Source organism: Geodermatophilus pulveris (assembly GCF_900188375.1).
GTDB classification, from domain to species: Bacteria; Actinomycetota; Actinomycetes; order Mycobacteriales; family Geodermatophilaceae; genus Geodermatophilus; species Geodermatophilus pulveris.
This window is the reverse complement of record NZ_FZOO01000002.1, coordinates 260483-279091: the sequence shown is the minus strand read 5'-3', so window position 1 is coordinate 279091 and position 18609 is coordinate 260483. Positions and strand designations below refer to the sequence as shown.

The window sequence follows — 18609 nt, the reverse complement described above, 5'->3', positions numbered from 1 at the left end:
CCCGGGGTCAGGCCGGACCGGTGCCGGCCGGCTCCCGGCCGGGGGCCGCCCGGGCCCGCCGCGCCGGGGCGCCGAGGACGACGGGCAGGGACTCGTGGCCGCGCAGGATCACCGTGCGGCGGCGGCGCCCGGGACCCGCCGGGGCGAGGCCGGGGAAGCGCTCGAACAGCGCCTGCAGCGCGACCTCGCCCTCCATCCGGGCCAGCGCGGCGCCCAGGCAGAAGTGGATGCCGCTGGCGAAGGCGAGGTGGTCGCGCGCGTTCGGCCGGGTCACGTCGAAGACGTGCGGGTCGGGGAACACCCGCGGGTCCCGGTTGGCCGCGGCGAGCAGCAGGATCAGCCACTCGCCCTCGGCGACGGGCACCCCGTGCACGGTCGTGTCCCGCCGGGCCCGGCGCCCGGTCCGCTGCACCGGCGGGTCGACGCGGAGCACCTCGTCGACCGCGTTGGGCCACAGCGACGGGTCCTCGGCCAGCAGCCGGCGCTGGTCGGGGTGGGCGAACAGCAGCGCCACCGCGTTGCCGATGAGGTTGACGGTGGTCTCGAACCCGGCGCCGACGACCAGAGCCGCGGTCGCGCGCAGCTCGGTCTCGGTCAGGCCGCCGCCGTCCTCGTCGACCATGGTGACCAGGCGGGACAGCAGGTCCGGACCCGGGTCCCGGCGCAGCCGCTGCAGGTGCCCGCGCCACCAGTCGTCCAGCTCGACCAGGCTGCGCTCGACGTCGCGGTGGGTGGACCAGTCCAGGCCCAGGTCCAGGACCGGCGCGGCCCGGTCCCCCCAGGCGAGGAACTGCTCGCGCATCGCGACCGGGACGCCGAGCACCTCGGAGACCACCGTGACCGGCAGCAGGCTGGCGTAGCGGGCGACCAGGTCGACCTGGCCGCCGTTCGCCGCGGCCTCGCGCTCCAGCCCGTCGAGCAGCTCGTCGGCGATCTCCCGGGTGCGCTCGCGCAGGCCGGTGACGGCCCGGGCGCTGAACGCCCGGCTGACGAGCCGGCGGTAGCGGGTGTGGTCCGGCGGGTCGACGGCCACCATCGACGGCGGGTCGATCGGGCTCACCCCCGGCCGGGGGCCGGCCACCCGCAGCACCAGCCGCAGGACCCGGGGCAGCCGCTCGGTGGTGAACCCGCCGATCTGCCCGAGGTCCTCGCTGCGCAGGACGTCGGTGCACACGTCGTGGTGGACGCTGATCCGCGCCAGGGCGCCGTCGGCGAACGGGGCCGGCGTCCGCAGCCGCTCGTAGCGCGGGTACGGGTCCTCGCGCAGCGCCGGGTCGGCCAGGAGCTGGGCGTCCGCGTTGCCCGCGTGGGCGCGGACCCGGATGGCCGCGCGCATCGCCGCCTGTGTCGTGGCCCAGCGCAGCGCGCTGCGCGCCCACTCCTCCATCGCCCTCACCGGTCCCCTCCGCGGTGGTGTGCCCCCATCCTCCGCGACGCGGTCCGCCGGGGCCAGGGGCGGGCGTCAGCGGTCCGCGGTCCCCGGCCGGGTGGGACCGGCGGAGCCGGCCGGGTACTCCAGCAGCGGCACCTCGCCGGCCGCCCACGCGGCGAGCACCGGCTCGACGATCCGCCAGCTCTCCTCCGCCTCGGCGTCGCTGATCGACAGGGTGCTGTCCCCGGCCAGCAGCTCGCGCAGCAGGATGCCGTAGGCGGGCAGCGGCCGCGGCGGCAGCGGCGCCTCCAGCACGTGGCGTTCCAGGTCGTAGGGGTCCCCGGCGCCGTTGAGGTTGAGCTCGAGCGCGATGCCGTCCGGGTCGAACCGCAGCCGCAGCACGTCCGGCTCCGGCGGCCGGCCGGCGAAGGGCAGCCCGGGCGCCGGCCGGAAGTGGACGGCGATCTCCCGGCGGTCGGTGCCCAGGGCCTTGCCGGTGCGCAGCCGGAACGGCACGCCCGCCCAGCGCGGGTCGTCGACGGTGACGGTGAACTCCGCGTAGGTCTCGGTGGCCCGGGACGGGTCGACGCCCGCCTCCTCGGCGTAGCCCGGCAGCCGGCGTCCGTGGACGGTGCCGGCGGTGTAGCGGCCGCGCAGCGTGTCGCGGGCGACGTCGGCGGGCGGGCGGACGGCGCGCAGCACGTCGGCCTTCCGTGCCGGCAGGGTGGTGTCGTCCAGCGCGTGCGGCGGTTCCATGGCGACCAGGGCGAGCAGCTGCAGCAGGTGGTTCTGCAGCATGTCGCGCAGGGCGCCCGCGGTGTCGTAGTAGCCGGCCCGGCCCTCCAGCGCGAGCGCCTCGTCGAAGACGATGTCCACCCGCTCGACGTGCCCGGCGTGCCAGACCGGTTCCACCATCCGGTTGGCGAAGCGCAGCCCCAGGACGTCGAGCGCCGTCTGCAGGGCCAGGAAGTGGTCGATGCGGAACACCGACCGCTCCGGGACGAGGCGGTGCAGCACCTCGTTGAGGGCGCGCGCGTCGGCCCGGTCGCGGCCGAAGGGCTTCTCGACGACGACCTGCGCGCCCGCGGGCAGCCCGATGACCGCCAGCGCCTCCAGCGTCGGCAGGAACGCGGTGTTGGGCAGCGCCAGGTACACGACCGGGGTCCCGGCGGCCCGCCCGAGCGCGACGCCCAGCTGGGCGGGGGAGGTGACGTCGGCGCGGACGTGCCCCAGCCGGGCGAGCAGCCGCTCCCGGGCGCCGTCGTCGACCTCCGGCGCGTGGGCGGCCAGCCGGTCGCGGGCCCAGCCGCGGTAGGCGTCGTCGTCCCAGTCCTGCCGGCTGACCGCCAGCACCGCGACGTCCCCGCCCGGCCCGCCGAGGGCGGTCAGCTGGGCCAGCGAGGGCAGCAGCAGCCGGCCGGTCAGGTCCCCGGAGCCGCCGAGCACCACCAGCGTGCGGCTCACCGGCGCACCCCCTCCCGGGCGTCCGCTTCGGCGCGGGCCAGTGCCCAGCCGCTGGACACCACCCCGACGTGGCTGAAGGCCTGCGGGAAGTTGCCGAGGAACGCGCCGGTGCCGGGGTCGACCTCCTCGGCGAGCAGCCCCAGCTCGGTGGCCCGGCCGCACAGCGAGTCGTACAGGTCGTGGGCCTCCTGCAGCCGGCCCTGCCCGGTGAGGTTGTCCACCAGCCAGAAGCTGCACAGCAGGAAGGCCCCCTCCTGCCCGGGCAGGCCGTCGGGGGACTCGGCGTGCAGGTAGCGGTACAGCAGCCCGTCCCCGGCGCCGAGCTCCCGGCGGACCGCCTCGACGGTGGCGACCATCCGCGGGTCGTCCGCGGCGACCACCCGGCGCAGCGGGAGGGCCAGCAGGGACCCGTCCAGGCCGCCGCGGCCCCGTCCCTGCGCGTCGGCGAGGTGCTCGGTGAAGGTGCGCCGCCCGGGGTCCCAGGCCCGGTCGAGCAGCGCGGCGCGCATCCGGTCCAGCTCGGCGCGCCAGCGGTCCCGCGGGTGCGGCAGGCCACGGGCCTGCGCGATCCGCAGCGCCCGGTCGACGGCCACCGAGCACAGCGCGACCGAGTAGGTGAACGGCCGGCCGGTGTCGCGGATCTCCCACGGCCCGGCGTCCGGGGTGTCCCACCGCTCGGTGGCCTCGTCGGTGAGCCGGCACAGCAGCCGCCACAGGTGCGCGGTGACCTCGCCGCCGGAGCCGACCCACTGCCAGGCCACGTCGAGCAGCTCGCCGTAGACGTCGTGCTGCCGCTGCCCGGCCGCGCCGTTGCCCCAGCGCACCGGTGCCGAGCCGCGGTAGCCGGCCAGGGCGATGTCCTCCCACTCGGTGGCCGGCTGCCCGCCCGCGAGGGTGTACATGACGCTGATCCGGCCGTCCCGCTCGGCGTTGGCGAGCGTCCAGGCCAGGAAGGACGACGACTCGCTGGTCATGCCGATGCGGCGCAGCGCGTAGGTGGAGAACGCCGCGTCGCGGACCCAGGTGTAGCGGTAGTCCCAGTTGCGCACGCCGCCGACGTGCTCCGGCAGCGACGAGGTCGCCGCCGCCACCAGCGCGCCGGTCGGGTGGTGGTCGAGCAGCTTCAGCGTCAGCGCCGAGCGGCGGACCAGCGCCCGCTGCGGCCCCTCGTAGCGCAGCCGGGCGGCCCAGCGGCGCCAGGCGGCGACGGTGCGGTCCACCAGCTGGGCCGGGTCGGTGCGGTACAGCACGCGGGTGTGGCCCGACCAGTGCAGCACGACGCTCAGCTGCTCGCCGGCGTGCAGCGTCACCCGGCCGCCGATCGAGCCGTCACGGGCGGGCTCGAGCGGGGAGGAGCACCACAGCAGCAGGTCCAGGTCCGGCCGGGCGGCCCACCGGATCCGCCAGGCCCCGCCCTCCTGGCTGACCTGCACGGGGTCCATCGGGGCCAGCCGCACGTCGACGTCGACCGTGCCGCTCACCACCCGGGCCAGCCGCAGCAGCTCGCCGCGCCCGTGGGGCACCAGCTCGTCGAGGTCCGCACCGGCGCGCAGGGTCAGGCAGTCGGTCACCTCCAGCACGCCGTCCGGGCCGTGCAGCTCGGTGACCAGCACGCCGGTGTCCTCGACGTAGCGCTGGGCGGCCGCCCGGAGCCCCGTGGGTGTGAGGACCAGGCTGCCGCCACGTCGGGGGTCCAGCAGCCCGGCGAGGAACGGCCGGCTGTCGAAGTCGGGGAGGCACAGCCACGGGATGGAGCCGTCGCGCGCGACCAGCGCGCACGTGCTGCCGTCCCCGATCAGGCCGTGGTCCTCGATCGGCAGGTACCCGTCGGTGCGGGTCAGGGGTCGGGTCGGCACGGTCCACCGCTCCTCCGGACGTCGGTCGGTCGGGACGTGCCTGCCCTCCGTCCGCCGTGGTGAACCCTGCGTTGCCGGCCCGGCGGCGCACGGCGCGCACCGGCCGGGAATCATGCGCGCACGGATGCGTTGGGCTGAGGGAGGGGCCGGCCGGTCGCGCGGCGGTGCCCTCGTGTCACGGTCACCGGCCCGTCCACCGGCGGCCCGCCCGGCCCTGTGAGAACCTGCCGGGGCCCGGTGGCGTCGTCGCCCCGGGGACCGCCGGCCGGCTCGGCGTCCCGAGCGCCGGGCCCCCCGCCCGGGACGTGCCCGCGCGACCGTGCGACCTGCTGCCACGGCCACCCCGGCCGGCAGCCCAGAGGAGGAGTCCGTGGCTCGACCCGGCCGGCGCCAGACGGGCGCTCGCCGCACCACCCCCCGGGAGCAGCGACGGACCCGTCGCCGCGACCTGGTCTCGGTGCTCACCGCCGCCGCCCGCGAGGTGGAGGCGGCCGCCCGCCGCGGCCGGGTGACGCCCGGCGTGCGCGCCACGTTCCAGGCCGTCGCCCTGATGCTGCGCGAGGAGCGCGCCCGCGTCCTGGCGGGCGCCGGCGGCGCCGACGGCCACCGCGCGGAGCAGCTCAAGCGCCTGGACGGCATCGCGACCGTGCTGGCGACGACCGCCGTCCGCGACGCCGGGCTGCTGGCGCTGCTCGCCGACGACGCCGTCGTCTCCGACGCCGCCCGGTCGCGCCGGCGGGAGCTGCTGCGCGAGCTCGGCGTCGAGCCCGAGCCCGAGCAGGCCGCGCCGGCGCAGGTCGCGACCGCGCCGGCCGGCACCGGCCGGCAGGTCGTGCCGCAGTCGGTGGTGTCCCGGCAGCTGGCCAACCCCTTCCTCGCCCCCGACTTCTCCGCCGCCCCGCAGCGCGCGGCCCGCCCCCAGCGGCTGGCCGGCTGGGAGCTGCTCGGCCCGCTGCTGGCCTCCTTCGAGCGCGCCGGCGGGGGAGCGCCGGCCTGCATGGCGCTGCCGGTGCCGACGGCCCGGTTCACCCCGGCGGGCCACGAGCTGATGCCGCACCAGGGGCAGCTGGTCGCCGCGGCCGCTGCCGGCCACCGCACCTTCCTGCTCGCCGACGAGCCGGGCCTGGGCAAGACCGCCCAGGCACTGCTGGCCGCCGAGGCCGCGGACGCCTACCCGCTGCTCGTCGTCGTGCCCAACGTGGTCAAGACCAACTGGGCGCGCGAGGCGGCCCGGTGGACGCCGCACCGCGCGGCCACCGTGGTGCAGGGCGACGGCGAGACCGTCGACGGCTTCGCCGACGTCGTCGTCGTCAACTACGACGTGCTCGACCGGCACGCCCGGTGGCTCGGTGACCTGGGGTTCCGCGGCATGGTCGTGGACGAGGCGCACTTCATCAAGAACCCGACCTCCCAGCGCTCGCAGCACGTCCTCGCGCTCGCCGACCGCATCCGGACGCGCACCGCGCGGCCGCTGCTGATGGCGCTGACCGGCACCCCGCTCATCAACGACGTCGACGACTTCCGGGCGATCTGGCAGTTCCTCGGCTGGACCGACGGCGGCACGCCCCGCGGCGAGCTCATGGAGACCCTCGAGGCGACCGGGCTGACGCCCGCGGACCCCGGCTTCTCCGCCGCCGCCCGCCGGTGCGTGATCGACCTCGGCATCGTGCGCCGCCGCAAGGTCGACGTGGCCGCCGACATCCCCGCCCGCCGCATCGCCGACCTCCCCGTCGAGCTGGACGGACCGGCGGGCCGGTCGATCCGCGCGGCCGAGCGCGACCTCGCCCGCCGGATGGTGGCGCGCTACGAGACCGCGCTGGCCAACCGGTCCGCGGGGGTCCCCGACGGCGGCATCGACACCGAGCTGGTGCGCCGGGTGGCCCGCGCGGAGCTCAAGGAGGCGAGCACCGCGCAGTCCGGCGAGAACGTGTTCAGCATGATGCGGCGCATCGGCCTGGCCAAGGCCGGGCTGGCCGCGGACTACGCCGCCCAGCTGGCCCGCAGCGCCGGCAAGGTGGTGTTCTTCGCCAAGCACGTCGACGTGATGGACGCCGCCGAGGAGGCGTTCGCCCGGCAGGGGGTGCGGTACTCGTCGATCCGCGGGGACCAGACGCCCACCGTGCGGCAGGCCAACGTCGACGCCTTCGTCGAGGACCCGGACGTCGCCGTGGCCGTGTGCTCGCTGACCGCGGCCGGGGTGGGCCTGAACCTGCAGGTCGCCTCCAACGTGGTGCTGGCCGAGCTGTCCTGGACCGACGCGGAGCAGACGCAGGCCATCGACCGCAGCCACCGCATCGGGCAGACCGAGCCGGTCACCGCGTGGCGCATCATCGCCGCCCAGACCATCGACGCCCGGATCGCCGAGCTGGTCGAGGGCAAGGCCGGGCTCGCCGCGCGGGCGCTGGACGGCTCCGACGAGGAGGCGTCCGCGACGGCCGACGTGCGGCTCGGGGCGCTGGTCGCGCTGCTGACCGATGCGCTCGGGGCGCCCGCCGGCCAGGGGGCCGCCGCCGCCTCCTGACCGGGGCCCGGGGTGCGCGCGGGCACCGCCGCCGGGGACGATCCGCGGCATGACGCAGTGGCCCGCGTGGGCGACCGAGCGGGTGGAGGTGCGCCCCGCGGACCCGGCGTGGCAGCAGCGCGGGGAGCGGCTGTGCCGGGAGCTGGACGGGACGCTCGCCCGGTGGCTCGTCGCCCCGGTGGAGCACGTCGGGTCCACGGCGGTCCCCGGCCTGGACGCCAAGCCGGTCCTGGACCTGCAGGCCGCCGTCGCCGACCTCGAGAGCGCGCCGGCGGTCGCCGCGGCCCTCGGCGACGGGTGGCACCTGGTGCCCCCGGTGCTCGACGCCCGGCCGTGGCGGCGGCTGCTGGTCCGGGTCGTCGACGGTGCGCGGGCGGTCCACCTGCACCTGCTGCTCGCCGGCGACCCCCGGTGGGCCGAGCAGCTGGCCTTCCGGGACGCGCTGCGCCGCGACCCCGCGCTGGCGCGGCGGTACGCCGCCCTCAAGCGGGAGCTGGCCGCCGAGCACGCGGACGACCGGGAGGCCTACACCAGGGGCAAGGCGGAGTTCGTCGACGCCGTCCTCGGCCGGCCGCCGGCGTAGCGCCGCCCCGCGACCCGCGGCATGGACGCCGGGCGCCCGCCGGCGGGGCGGCGCTCGAGGGGCGGCCGGTCTGGCTGCCGCTCGTCCCGCTCCCGGCCTGCGCCGTCGGCTGCACCTGGGTGTTCCTGCACACCGGCGGCTCGGTCCTGCCGGCCGTCGTCCCGCACGCCACACTGGACCTCTCCGGCGTGCCGCTGCCGGCGGCCGGCGGCGACTGGCGCCCCGCCCTGCTCTCCGTCGGGCCGCAGGTCGCCGTCGCGGCCGTGCTGGTCGCGGCCGGCGGGCTGCGTCGGCCGCCGCCCGGCTGACCGGCGGCCGTGCCCGGACCGCCACCGACCGACGGGAGCCGGACCGTGACCCTGGACCCCCCGCCCGGCCCCGCCGGGCTGGTCGGCGCGCTGGACCTGCCGGCCAAGGTGTCGCTGCTGACCGGCGCCGGCATGTTCACCCTCGCGGCCGAGGAGTCCATCGGGCTGGCCGCGCTGCGCCTGTCCGACGGGCCGACCGGCGTCCGCGGGCTGCGGTTCTCCGGCGGCCGGACGGCCGCCCTGCTCCCGAACGCCACGCTGCTCGCCTCGTCCTGGAGCGAGGAGGTGGCCGCAGAGGCCGGCGGCCTGCTCGCCGAGGAGGCCCGGGCCCGGTCGGTGCACGTCGTCCTCGGCCCGACGGTCAACCTGCACCGCAGCGTCCTGGGCGGGCGGCTGTTCGAGGCGTACTCCGAGGACCCGTACCTCACCGGCCGGCTGGCCGCCGCCTACGTCCGCGGGCTGCAGGAGCAGGGCGTCGGCGCCTGCCTCAAGCACCTGGTCGCCAACGAGTCCGAGACCGACCGGCACACCGTCGACAGCGTGGTCGACGAGGCCACCCTGCGGGAGGTCTACCTGCTGCCGTTCGAGATCGCGGTCGCCGACGCCGACCCGTGGACGGTCATGGCCGCCTACAACCGCGTCAACGGCGTCGCGTGCACCGAGCACGACGCCCTGCTCAACGGCGTCGTCAAGGGCGAGTGGGGCTGGGCCGGCCTGGTGGTGTCCGACTGGTGGGCCACGCGGACCACCGCTCCGTCCGCGAACGGCGGCCTGGACCTGGTGATGCCCGGGCCGGTCGGCCCCTGGGGCGACGCGCTCGTCGCGGCGGTCACCGCCGGCGAGGTCGCCGAGGACGTCGTCGACGACCACCTGCGCCGTCTGCTGCGGCTGGCCAGGCGGGTCGGCGCCCTCGGGCCGCCCCGGGAGGGATCGCGGGAGGACCCGCCCGCCCCGGACAGCGCCGTGCGCCGCGGGCAGCTCACCCGCCTGGCGGCGCAGGGGATGACCGTGCTGCGCAACGAGCGCGGGACCCTGCCGCTGTCCCGGGGGGCGACCGTGGCCCTCGTCGGCCGGCACGCCGCCGAGACGGTCGACATGGGCGGCGGGTCGGCGCAGGTCACCCCGCCGTACCAGGTCAGCGTGGCCGAGGGGCTCACCGCGCTGCTCGGGCCGGCGGTCACCGTCGTGGACGGCGTCGAGGTGCGCAGCCGCCCGGTGCCGGCCCGGTTCGGCTCGGTGCTGCACCCGGGGACAGGTGGGCCTGGTGTGCAGGCCACGCTGCTCCGCGCGGACGGCGCGGTGGTCGAGGAGCGGCACGCGGCCGCGGCGAGCACGGTGGTCGGGGTCGACGACGACCTCCCGGAGCCGGCCGAGCTGGTCCGGCTGCGGGCGCGGGTGCCGCAGGGCGGGCGGCTGCAGCTCGGTGCCCTCGGCGTGGGCCGCTGGGAGCTCCGGGTCGCCGGCCGGGAGGTGGCGCGGTTCGAGCTGCGGCTCACCGGGTCCGACGTCGGCGAGGCGGTGCTCCGGCCGCCGGCCCGCACGGTGGACGCCGACGTCGCGGACGGGGACCTCGTCGCGGCCACGGTGGACCTGCGGGGCGCCCCCGGGCCGGGCCGCGACGGCCGGACGACCGGGGCCGGCCTGTTCGGGCTGGTGGCCCGGCCGGCCACCCGGGACCCGGCGGAGGTCCTGCGCGAGGCGGCCGGCGCGGCGCGGGCGGCCGACGTCGCCGTGGTCGTCGTCGGCCTCACCGAGGAGCAGGAGACCGAGTCGGCCGACAAGACGACGATCGCCCTGCCCGGCGGCCAGGACGATCTCGTCCGCGCCGTCGCCGCGGCCGCCCGGCGGACGGTGGTGGTCGTCAACGCGGCGACGCCGGTGCTCATGCCGTGGCGGGACGAGGTCGACGCCGTCCTCTGGGCCGGGCTGCCCGGTCAGGAGGGCGGGCACGCGGTCGCCGCCGCGCTGCTCGGCGACATCGAGCCGGCGGGGCGCCTGGTGACCACGTTCCCCGCCGCGGACGGCGCCGCGCCGGCCTGGTCGGTGACCCCCGTGGAGGGGCGGCTGGTCTACGGCGAGGGCCCGTTCCTCGGCCACCGCGGCCACCACGCCGGCCGGGCCCCCGCGCCCGCCTTCTGGTTCGGCGCCGGCCTCGGTTACGCCACGTGGGACTACGCCGACGCCCGGGTGGTCCCGGGCCCGGACGTGCCCGGCGTCGCGGTGACCGTGACCAACACCGGTGACCGGCCGAGCCGGGAGGTCGTGCAGGTCTACCTGCACCCGGCGGACCCGCGGCAGCCGGTGCGCCTGGCCGGGTGGTCCGCGGTGACCGCCGGGCCGGGGGAGAGCGTCCCGGTCGAGGTGGCCACCGACGCCCGGATGTGGCGCCGGTGGGACGCCGACGCGGGCGGCTGGGCCAGGCTGCCGGTCAGCGGCCGGCTGCTGGTCGCCCGCGGGCTGGGCGACGTCCGCGCCACCCTGGCCCTGGACGACGGCGGGTGAGCCGCCGGCCGCCGTCCGGCCGGGTCACCCCGTCGGGCCGGCGTCCTCCCCGGCGAACTCCCGGAACGCCGCGAAGGCGCGCGGGCCGTACACGGTGCCCGGTCCGCCGGTCATCGCGATGGCCACGCCGAGCGCCTCGGCGACCTCCGCCTCGGTGGCGCCGGTGCGGGCGGCACCCCGGGCGTGCGACGCGATGCAGCCGTCGCACTCCTCGCTGACCGCGATGGCCAGCGCGATCAGCTCCTTGGTCCTCTGGTCCAGCGCACCCGCGGCGTAGGCGGCGGCGTGCAGCGCGCGGTAGCCGTCGTAGACCTCCGGGATCGCGCGGCGCAGCGCGCGGGCCGGCTCGCGGAGTTCCTCCTGGACGTCGTGGGCGTGACCCATGACGTGATGGTGGCAGCTGCCGGGACGCGGGGCGCGCCGGCGGCGGCAGTGTCCGCGTAACCCGGAACCCGGAGCGCCGGCCCCGGGTCGGAGTCCGACCGGTGGACCGTCGCCCCGACCAGCGTGGACACCGGCGTGCCCAGCGGCGGGCCGGGGACGTCCGGGCCGAGCGCCTCGACGGTCCCGGCGACCTCGCTGCCAGCGGTGGACGGCAGCGCGGTCGGGGACGGGTGGAGGCTGCGCGCCGGCGCACGACGTCGGCGGAGTCGACGGCTGCGGACGCCCGGGCACCGGGACGACGCGTGTGCCGGGCCGCCGAGGACGCCTCCGTCGATCCGGCCCGGGTCCCCCGGCGGAGGCCGCGGCCGTGCGGTCACCGGGCGCGGCGCAGCGTCCGCACCCCGGCCACGACCGCGCCCACGACGAGCAGGACCCCCAGGCCCTGGAGACCGGGGGAGTCGTCGGCCTCCCCGAGCACGACGGCGGCGACGCCGAGGCCGATGACGAGGAGGACCGCGACGACGGCGAGGAGCGGCTTCACCCCGCCATCCTCCGGCAGCAGGGGCTCAGCCGGCGCGTGCCGCCCGCACCGACCACACCCCGGCCACCAGGGTGGCCGCGGCGGGCAGCGCGGCCAGCACGACGAGCGCGACGGCCGTGCCGGTGAGCGCGCCCACCCCGGCCACGGCCGCGGTGCCGACACCGCCGCCCAGCAGGAACAGCAGCGTCGCCGCACCCAGCGCCACCCCGCGGTCGGCGACCGGGACCGCCGCGCCGACGATCTCGACGAGGGCGGGCTGCCCCACGCTGAACGCGGCCGACACCACCGCGACCGCCAGGCACAGCAGCGCGGGTATCCCGGCGGCGGCCGCCACGGCGGCGTCGAGCAGCGCGAACACCGTCAGGGCGGTGGCCAGCGCGAGCGTGCGGACGGCACCGGCACGGGCGAGCAGCCGCCCGGCGTAGCGGGAGGCGAACAGGCCCACGGCCGCGGCCGGCACCAGGCTGGCCCCGGTGAGCAGCGGCGACCAGCCGCGTGCGGTGAGCACGTCGGGCACGGCCAGGAGCAGCCCGAACCACCCCGCCGGCACGACGGCCGCGCAGCCGGCGGCCGTCACCGCGGCACCCGACGTGAGCACCCGGCGGGGCAGGAAGCCCAGCGGGGTCCTGGCCAGGTGCACCGCCGCGGCCGAGCCGCCGACCGCGAGCAGCGCGGCCCCGGCGAGCGCGACGGTCACGCCGGCCGCGGGGGACTGCACGAGCAGCACCAGGCCGGCGGCGCAGGCGGTGACCAGCACGGCCCCCGGCACGTCGAACGGCCCGCCGCGGCCCCGCCGGGCGGCGGCGGGTGCGATGAGGGGGAGCAGGAGCAGCCCGACGGCGGGCAGCGCGAGGACGACACGCCATCCCACCCAGGTCTGCAGCAGGCCGCCGGCGAAGGGGCCCAGCGCGCCGCCGGCGGCGGCCACCCCGGCCACCCGGGTGAGCGCCGCGGCCCGCACCTCGCCGGAGTACCGGGCGCTGAGCAGCGCGGTCGCCAGGACCGGCACCGCGCCCGCACCGGCGCCCTGCAGCACCCGGCCGACCAGGAGGACCGGCAGGGTGGGCGCCACCGCGCCCAGCAGTGCGCCACCGGCCATGAGGACGACCCCGGCCACCAGCGGCCACCGGACCCCGGCCAGGTCGGCCAGCCGGCCGTAGACCGCCGTGGTGACCGCCAGCGCCAGCACGTAGACGCTGAGGACCCACGCCGTCGCGCTCGCCGGCACGTCGAGTGCGGTACCGAGCCCCGGCAGCGCCACCGCCGCGGCGGAGGAGCCGCTGCCGGCCAGGGCGAACAGGACACCCAGCGCCAGGGCCAGCCGTGGCGCCGACCCCGCCGGTGCCTCGCCCGGAGCACTGCCCGGGGCACCGGCCGCCGGCAGGGCCGGACGGCACGGTGCGCCGGCCGCGGGCCCGGCCAGCCGGGCGGCGTCCTCGCTGCACTCCCCGGGGTCGGGCTCGGGGGACGGCGGGCTGGCGGGGCGCTCGGCGGGGGAGCGGGAGCCGGGCACCCGCGCAGCATGACAGTGCCCGGGCCCGCCCCGGTCCCCGGCCTCGGACACCCGCGCCACGCTGACGAGTCCGCCACCGCGGCGGTGTGCCCGGGGCCACGGACCCGTCGAGGCCTCACACGTGGACGTCGAACCCCAGGTCGACGTCGCACGCGGCCCGTCCACCCCTGGTGCCCCTGTCCTCGGTCGCGCTCTCCCGCAGCACGGTCGTGACGTGGTCCCCCGGGCTCCCGACGCGGGCGAGCCCGTCGACGATGCCGCGGTGGAGGCTGCGCTTCGTGTCGGGTGCGGTGGCGCAGCGGTGGGGGTCGTGCACGACCAGGCGCACGTGCTCGTCGCCCGGTGGGATCGCGAACGCCGCGACCAGGGAGTCGTGGACCGCGTCGATGACGGCCACCTCGTCGGCCCGGCTGTACGGGCGACGGACCTCGATCTGCGTACTCGGCACCGACGCAGTGTCCCAGTGCCCCCGGCACCGCCGGACAGGCTCAGCCCCTGCGGTCGGGGGCCCTCCTCGACCGCGGGGCGGGGCGGACGACGAGGACCGGGCACGGCGCGTAGTGCTGCACCCGCTGGGCGGTGCTGCCGAGCAGGATCACGTCGCTGATCCCGCGACCTCCGGCCGCCACCACGAGCAGGCCGGCGTCGCGTTCCTGCGCCGCCTCGATGATCTCGGCGGCCGGCGACCCGCTGCGGACCTGCCTGTCGACCGGCGGTCCCCAGCCGTCGAAGACGGCCGCGACCGCGTCGACGGCACGCTGCGCCGCCTCGGTGAAGCTGCCGGTCCACTCGCCGGCCCCGCCCTGCTCGGCGTCGGAGATCTCGTCGGCGAAGGCGACCGAGGCCAGCGGGCGGAGCACCGCGACCACCGAGATCCCGGTGATCTTGCCGGGATCGGCGAAGGACGTCAGGTGGCGGGCCGCGGCCAGGGACTGCGGTGACCCGTCGGTGGCGACGACGACGTGCATCTCAGGCGTCCCTCCGTGCGGCGGCCTCCGGATCGCCGCGCTCGACACCCGCCGGACGGCTCCGCGAGCCGACCGCGTACTCGATGAGGAACAGCACCACGCCGATGGCGATCAGCCCGGCGCACCAGAGCAGCGACGACGGGTCGTCGTAGATCGAGAAGCCGAGGATGGCCAGGTTCCCGATCAGGCCGACGACGAGCAGGGGGGTGTTGGCCCGGAAGGTGCGCGCGTCCTCGTCCTGCCCGCGCAACTTGAGGCAGGCGACGATCACGAGGGCGTAGATGGCCAACAGGAGGACGACGGTGACCAGGGCGAGCGTGTTGACCAGGTCGATGCCGCCGGCGTTGACCACGAGGCTGCCGGTGATCAGCAGGGCCGCGACCACCGCTCCGCTGAAGAGCAGGCCGACCCACGGGCTGCGGCGGGTGGCGTGGATCCGGGCGAAGACGGCCGGGACGACGTCCTCCTTGGCCATGCCGTAGAGGATCCGCGGCTGGGTGACGATCGTGACCAGCGTGGTGTTGGTGATCGCGATCAGCGCGATGACCGAGAACAGCGTGGTCATGACGTCGGTGGAGAAGGGCAGGATGCCCTGCCGGACGACCTCGAGCAGCGCCGCGTCGGAGTCCGCGAGCACGTCCGTGGGCACGGTGAGCGCGGCGGCCATCGAAACCAGCACGTAGACCGTGCCCGCGACGACCATGCCGCCGACCAGGGACCGCGGGAAGGCGCGGTGGGGCTCGATCGTCTCCTCCGCGACGTTCGCGGTGTTCTCGAAGCCGGTCATCGCGAAGAAGGAGAACGCGATGCCGGCGAGGACCGCGAGCGCCGGGTTGCCCGAGACGCTGATGTCGGTCAGGACGCCGAAGTCGGCGTTCCCCTGCGCGACGTACCAGACGCCGATGACCATCACGATGAGCAGGCCGGCGACCTCGACGAAGGTCATCAGCATGTTCATCACCACCGACTCGGTGATGCCGATGAAGTTGACGACCACCAGGAAGAGCAGGAAGACCAGCGACACCAGCAGCGCCGGCGCGCCGTCCCAGAGGGTGGCGAAGTAGGAGGCGAAGCCGGTCGCCAGCGAGCCGGTCGCCGCGAAGCTCGCCGACAGGAACGACACGGTGACCAGGAAGGTCAGGGCGGTGCTGCCGAAGGCCTTCTTGACGTAGAGCGCGGCGCCGGCCGCCTGCGGGTACTTGGTCACCAGCTCGGCGTAGGCCGACCCGGTGATGGCCGCGACGGTGACGCCGAGGGCGAAGGCGATCCAGAAGGCCCCGCCGACGGCGGCGGCGACCAGGCCGATCAGGACGTAGATCCCGGACCCGAGGACGTCACCGAGGGTGTAGAAGAACAGCTGCCTGCCGGTGATGGACCTCCGCAGACCGCTGGCCTCCTCGCCGAGGGTGCTGGTGCTGGTGCCGGCCACGAGGTCCCCTCTTCGTCGAGCGCTGGTCTCTGGTCCGTTCACCGAAGCGCCACCGGGCACCCCCGTCAATTCGGGCCGGACGCACCACCCTCGGGAGACCCGGGCGGCCGGTAGGCGACCTGTCGCGCCCGGCGCATCGCCTCCATGGTCTCGTCGACCGTGAGCAGCACCGTCGTCTCCAGGGGGCTGAGCGCACCCCCGGCGCCGAGCGCCAGGGCCACCGCGGCCATGGACACGTTGTCGGGCGCCTCCCACAGCGTGTAGCCGTCACGGGGCCCGAACGCGTACCAGAACCCGTGCAGCTGTCCGCCGACCGACTCGATGTAGGCCCGGGCGGCCTCCCGGCGGTCCTCCGGGTCGTGGATCAGCCGGGCCCAGGTCTCCGGCGTGTAGCTGAACCTGGTCAGGTAGAGCGGCATGTCTGGCCACCTCCGCGGCGTCGGCCCCCGCGCCGTGACGGTAGCCGCGGGGGACGGCCGGCAGGGACGTGCGCGCCACGAATCGGTCCCTGCCGCCGTGCCGGGGTGCCTGGTCTCGCGGAGGGGCGTCGGGCACGCTGTCCGCGTCACACGGGGGCGTGCCACCGGAGGAGGCCGGCCGTGAAGGAACTGAGGTGCCGCGACGCCGGGTTCGACTGCGACGCCGTCGTCCAGGGGCAGTCCGTCGACGAGGTCATGGCCCAGGCCGGGCCGCACGCGGAGGACGCGCACGGCGTCGACGTGACCCCGGAGATGGCCGGGCAGCTCAGGACGCTGATCAGGGACCGGTGACGGGCCGGGTCCCCGGGTCCTCGGCAGGGGGCGCCGTCGTGCGCTCGCTGGCAGGGTGGACGGCGTGGCCGACTCCTCTCCCGTGGTCGTGGTGACCGGTGCGAACGGACTCGTGGGCACCGCCGTGTGCCGGGCGCTCGTCGAGCGGTCGGCGCGGGTGCGCGCCGTCGTCCGCCGCGCCGGCAGCGGGCCGGTGCTCGAGGGGGTCACCGAGCACGTCGGCGACTTCGCCGACGCGGGCCACGCCCGCGTGGTGACCCGGGGCGCCGACGCCGTCGTCACGACGGTCCACCCGATGGGCTCGTCCCGGGAGGTGCAGCACCGGGTGGCCGTCGAGGGCACGCCGGTCCTCGCGCGGGCCGCCCGGGACGCCGGCGTCGCCCGGCTCGTGCACGTGTCCACGGCGGGGGTCTACGACCGCTCGGCCGGCGTCGGCGACGTCGCCGAGGACGGCGCCCTGCTGCCCGAGGGGAGCGGCGACTACCCCGACACCAAGAACGCCACCGACGCCGCGCTGGCGCAGGTCGGCGGTCTCACGACCGTGCTGGTGCGCCCGCCGGCGGTCATGGGTGCCGGCGGGACGTCGGTCTGGAACACGCTGCGGCCGCAGGCGGTCCGCGACGGTGCGCGCCGGGCGAACCCGGCCGAGACGTGGGGCTGGGTGCACGTCGAGGACCTGGCGGCCCTGATCGCGGACGTCGCGACGGGCGCCGTCGCGACCGCCGACGACGCGGAGCGAGGACCCGTCGCCGGTGGCACGACCCCGGTCATCGTCGCGGGCGAGCCGGCGACGTGGCGGGACTACCTCGGCACGGTGACCGACGCGCTGGGCGTCGCGCCGGAGTGGACCGACGAGCCGGTGTGGACGGGGCGGCTGCGCACCGGCCGCGCGCGCCGGTGGGGCTGGGCGCCGCGGGTGGACCTCGCGCGGGCCCTGGACGAGCTGCGGCAGGGCCTCACGACGGGGTCGTGACGGCGACCAGGCCGCCCGCCACCTCCGGCGCGGCCGGTGCCTCCACCGGACACCGGCGTACGGGTCCGTTGCTGCGGGGTGGTCTCCGGCGTACGTTGCGCCGCACCCCGCCGCTGCTCCGCCGCGGCCGGACCCGGGGACCCGGGGACCGGGCCCGGTCACCGGTCACCGGGGCGAGCGGAGGCCGGCAGGGGATCGACTGCTGTCGGGGTGGCGAGGGACGTCACCACGAGGGAGGCGCCCGATGGACGCAGGCGCGCAGCCACCCACCGGAGCCCCTGTCGAGCGGGCGGCGCCGACCGCCGACGGCGCGGGCGTCCACGTGGTGGTGGGAGCCGGGGGAGCGACCGGTCGGCGGCTCGTCGCACACCTGCACGCCGCCGGGTGTCGTGTGCGGGCGGTCACCCGCGACGGGCGGGACGTCGGCACGCCGGGGGTGGAGACGGCGGCGGCCGACGCCACCGACGGCGTCGGGCTGGCGGCTGCCTGCCGCGGCGCGGCCGCCGTCCACCACTGCGTCATGCCGGTGCTGGCCCGCTGGACGAGTGACTTCCCGGTGGTCACCGACGCCCTGGTCGACGCCGCGTCGCGCGCCGGTGCCCGGCTGGTGTACGCCGACGACACGTGGATGTACGGGCGGGTCGACGGCCCGATGACCGAGGACAGCCCGTGGCGGCCGGTGAGTGCCAAGGGCGTGCTGAGGGCATGGGTCGCCGAGCGGGTGCTCCACGCCGCCGCTGCCGGCCGGCTGCAGGTCAGTGTCGTGCGTGCGGGGGAGCTCTACGGGCCCGGCGTCCGGTCGCTCGTCGCCGGCAACGTGTTCCGTCCAGCACTCCGGGGATGGCCCGTGCAGTGGGTCGGGGACCCGGACCTGCCCCTGACGCCCACCTTCATCGGCGACTTCGCCGCGACCCTGGCCGCCGTCGGGACGAGGGACAGCTCCGACGCGAGCGTGTGGCACGTGCCCCACCCCCCGGCGACCACCGGCCGGGCACTGGCCGCCGAGGCGTGCCGGCAGGCGGGCACCCGGTTGCGGCTCGTGTCGCACGGGAGCGCCCGGGTGCGCCTGCTGGGCCACGTCCTGCCGCTGGCACGGGAGGGAGCCGAGATGGTCTACCAGTTCGAGCAGCCGTTCGTGGTCGACGGCGCTCCGGCGGCCCGGGCGTTCGCGATCACGCCCACCCCGTACGAACAGGGCGTGCGCCAGACCCTGGCTGCTCTGCGTGGCAGCGGACGAGAGGCCCCGACGGTCGGGTCCGACGGCGGGCCCTCGGCGGCAGGAGGCCTCGGTCCTGACCGTCGGTCCGGGCACCGTCCGTCGCCCGGCACGGCTCCGGGCTGACCTCGGTGTCGGTACCGGACGGGTTTGGGCGGCACGGGGCAGCGGAGCCCCGTGCGGCCACGGCCAGGCCCCCGGCCACGTGC

17 protein-coding genes are annotated in these 18609 nt (G+C 77.3%); 7 read left to right on the top strand and 10 right to left on the bottom strand.

Annotation, left to right across the window (positions count from 1 at the left end; all coding sequences use genetic code 11):
* Window positions 1-7: 7 nt before the first annotated feature.
* From CHB98_RS04765 to CHB98_RS04755, 3 genes are all read right to left on the bottom strand, one after another.
* Window positions 8-1387, bottom strand: a complete 1380-nt coding sequence (locus tag CHB98_RS04765) for a cytochrome P450 (RefSeq protein WP_089304452.1) — start codon at window positions 1385-1387, stop codon at window positions 8-10.
* 75 nt (window positions 1388-1462) lie between these two features.
* Window positions 1463-2836, bottom strand: a complete 1374-nt coding sequence (locus tag CHB98_RS04760; protein ID WP_089304451.1) for a glucose-6-phosphate dehydrogenase — start codon at window positions 2834-2836, stop codon at window positions 1463-1465.
* Window positions 2833-4692: a glycoside hydrolase family 15 protein gene (locus tag CHB98_RS04755; RefSeq protein WP_218822246.1), complete on the bottom strand. Its 1860-nt coding sequence runs from the start codon at window positions 4690-4692 to the stop codon at window positions 2833-2835. Before CHB98_RS04755 ends, CHB98_RS04760 begins: the two co-directional genes overlap by 4 nt.
* A 370-nt stretch (window positions 4693-5062) precedes the next feature.
* Here CHB98_RS04755 and CHB98_RS04750 point away from each other — a divergent pair, with 370 nt between their 5' ends.
* The 4 genes from CHB98_RS04750 (at window position 5063) to CHB98_RS04735 (ending at window position 10606) form a co-directional block, all read left to right on the top strand.
* A complete protein-coding gene (locus CHB98_RS04750; protein WP_089304449.1) occupies window positions 5063-7213 on the top strand; it encodes a DEAD/DEAH box helicase in 2151 nt (716 codons plus the stop codon).
* A 49-nt stretch (window positions 7214-7262) separates the two neighbouring features.
* Window positions 7263-7796 carry a GrpB family protein gene (locus tag CHB98_RS04745; RefSeq protein ID WP_089304448.1) on the top strand — a complete coding sequence of 178 codons (534 nt, stop codon included), beginning with the start codon at window positions 7263-7265 and terminating at the stop codon, window positions 7794-7796.
* 119 nt (window positions 7797-7915) lie between these two features.
* A complete protein-coding gene (locus CHB98_RS04740) occupies window positions 7916-8104 on the top strand; it encodes a hypothetical protein (RefSeq protein WP_089304447.1) in 189 nt (62 codons plus the stop codon).
* Window positions 8105-8149: 45 nt separating this feature from the next.
* The gene (locus tag CHB98_RS04735; RefSeq protein WP_218822245.1) at window positions 8150-10606 is read left to right on the top strand and encodes a glycoside hydrolase family 3 protein; all 2457 of its coding nucleotides are present in this window, start codon (window positions 8150-8152) and stop codon (window positions 10604-10606) included.
* A 24-nt stretch (window positions 10607-10630) separates the two neighbouring features.
* Here the strand turns inward: CHB98_RS04735 and CHB98_RS04730 are convergent, their stop codons facing one another.
* The 7 genes from CHB98_RS04730 to CHB98_RS04705 form a co-directional block, all read right to left on the bottom strand.
* Window positions 10631-10990, bottom strand: a complete 360-nt coding sequence (locus CHB98_RS04730) for a carboxymuconolactone decarboxylase family protein (RefSeq protein WP_089304446.1) — start codon at window positions 10988-10990, stop codon at window positions 10631-10633.
* A 373-nt stretch (window positions 10991-11363) separates the two neighbouring features.
* Entirely contained in the window at window positions 11364-11531 is a 168-nt protein-coding gene (locus CHB98_RS21405; RefSeq protein ID WP_179224188.1) for a hypothetical protein, read from the bottom strand.
* 25 nt (window positions 11532-11556) lie between these two features.
* Window positions 11557-13044 (bottom strand): MFS transporter, encoded by a 1488-nt coding sequence (locus tag CHB98_RS04725; protein WP_089304445.1) that lies wholly within the window; start codon window positions 13042-13044, stop codon window positions 11557-11559.
* Window positions 13045-13159: 115 nt separating this feature from the next.
* Entirely contained in the window at window positions 13160-13492 is a 333-nt protein-coding gene (locus tag CHB98_RS04720; protein WP_089304444.1) for a hypothetical protein, read from the bottom strand.
* A gap of 40 nt (window positions 13493-13532) precedes the next feature.
* Complete coding sequence (locus CHB98_RS04715) at window positions 13533-14012, bottom strand: universal stress protein (RefSeq protein WP_089304443.1); 480 nt, start codon at window positions 14010-14012, stop codon at window positions 13533-13535.
* 1 nt (window position 14013) lies between these two features.
* A complete protein-coding gene (locus CHB98_RS04710; RefSeq protein ID WP_089304442.1) occupies window positions 14014-15441 on the bottom strand; it encodes an APC family permease in 1428 nt (475 codons plus the stop codon).
* Between the two features lie 65 nt (window positions 15442-15506).
* On the bottom strand, window positions 15507-15860 hold the full coding sequence (locus CHB98_RS04705; RefSeq protein WP_089304441.1) for a GYD domain-containing protein: 354 nt from the start codon (window positions 15858-15860) through the stop codon (window positions 15507-15509).
* 180 nt (window positions 15861-16040) lie between these two features.
* On the opposite strand from CHB98_RS04705, the gene CHB98_RS04700 reads away from it, so the two are divergent.
* The 3 genes from CHB98_RS04700 to CHB98_RS04690 all read left to right on the top strand — a co-directional run bounded on the left by CHB98_RS04700 (window position 16041) and on the right by CHB98_RS04690 (window position 18526).
* Window positions 16041-16211: a DUF1059 domain-containing protein gene (locus CHB98_RS04700; RefSeq protein ID WP_089304440.1), complete on the top strand. Its 171-nt coding sequence runs from the start codon at window positions 16041-16043 to the stop codon at window positions 16209-16211.
* A gap of 64 nt (window positions 16212-16275) precedes the next feature.
* A complete protein-coding gene (locus tag CHB98_RS04695; RefSeq protein WP_089304439.1) occupies window positions 16276-17184 on the top strand; it encodes an NAD-dependent epimerase/dehydratase family protein in 909 nt (302 codons plus the stop codon).
* Between the two features lie 244 nt (window positions 17185-17428).
* Window positions 17429-18526, top strand: coding sequence for an NAD-dependent epimerase/dehydratase family protein (locus CHB98_RS04690; RefSeq protein ID WP_089304438.1), 1098 nt, complete (start codon window positions 17429-17431; stop codon window positions 18524-18526).
* Window positions 18527-18609: the final 83 nt, after the last annotated feature.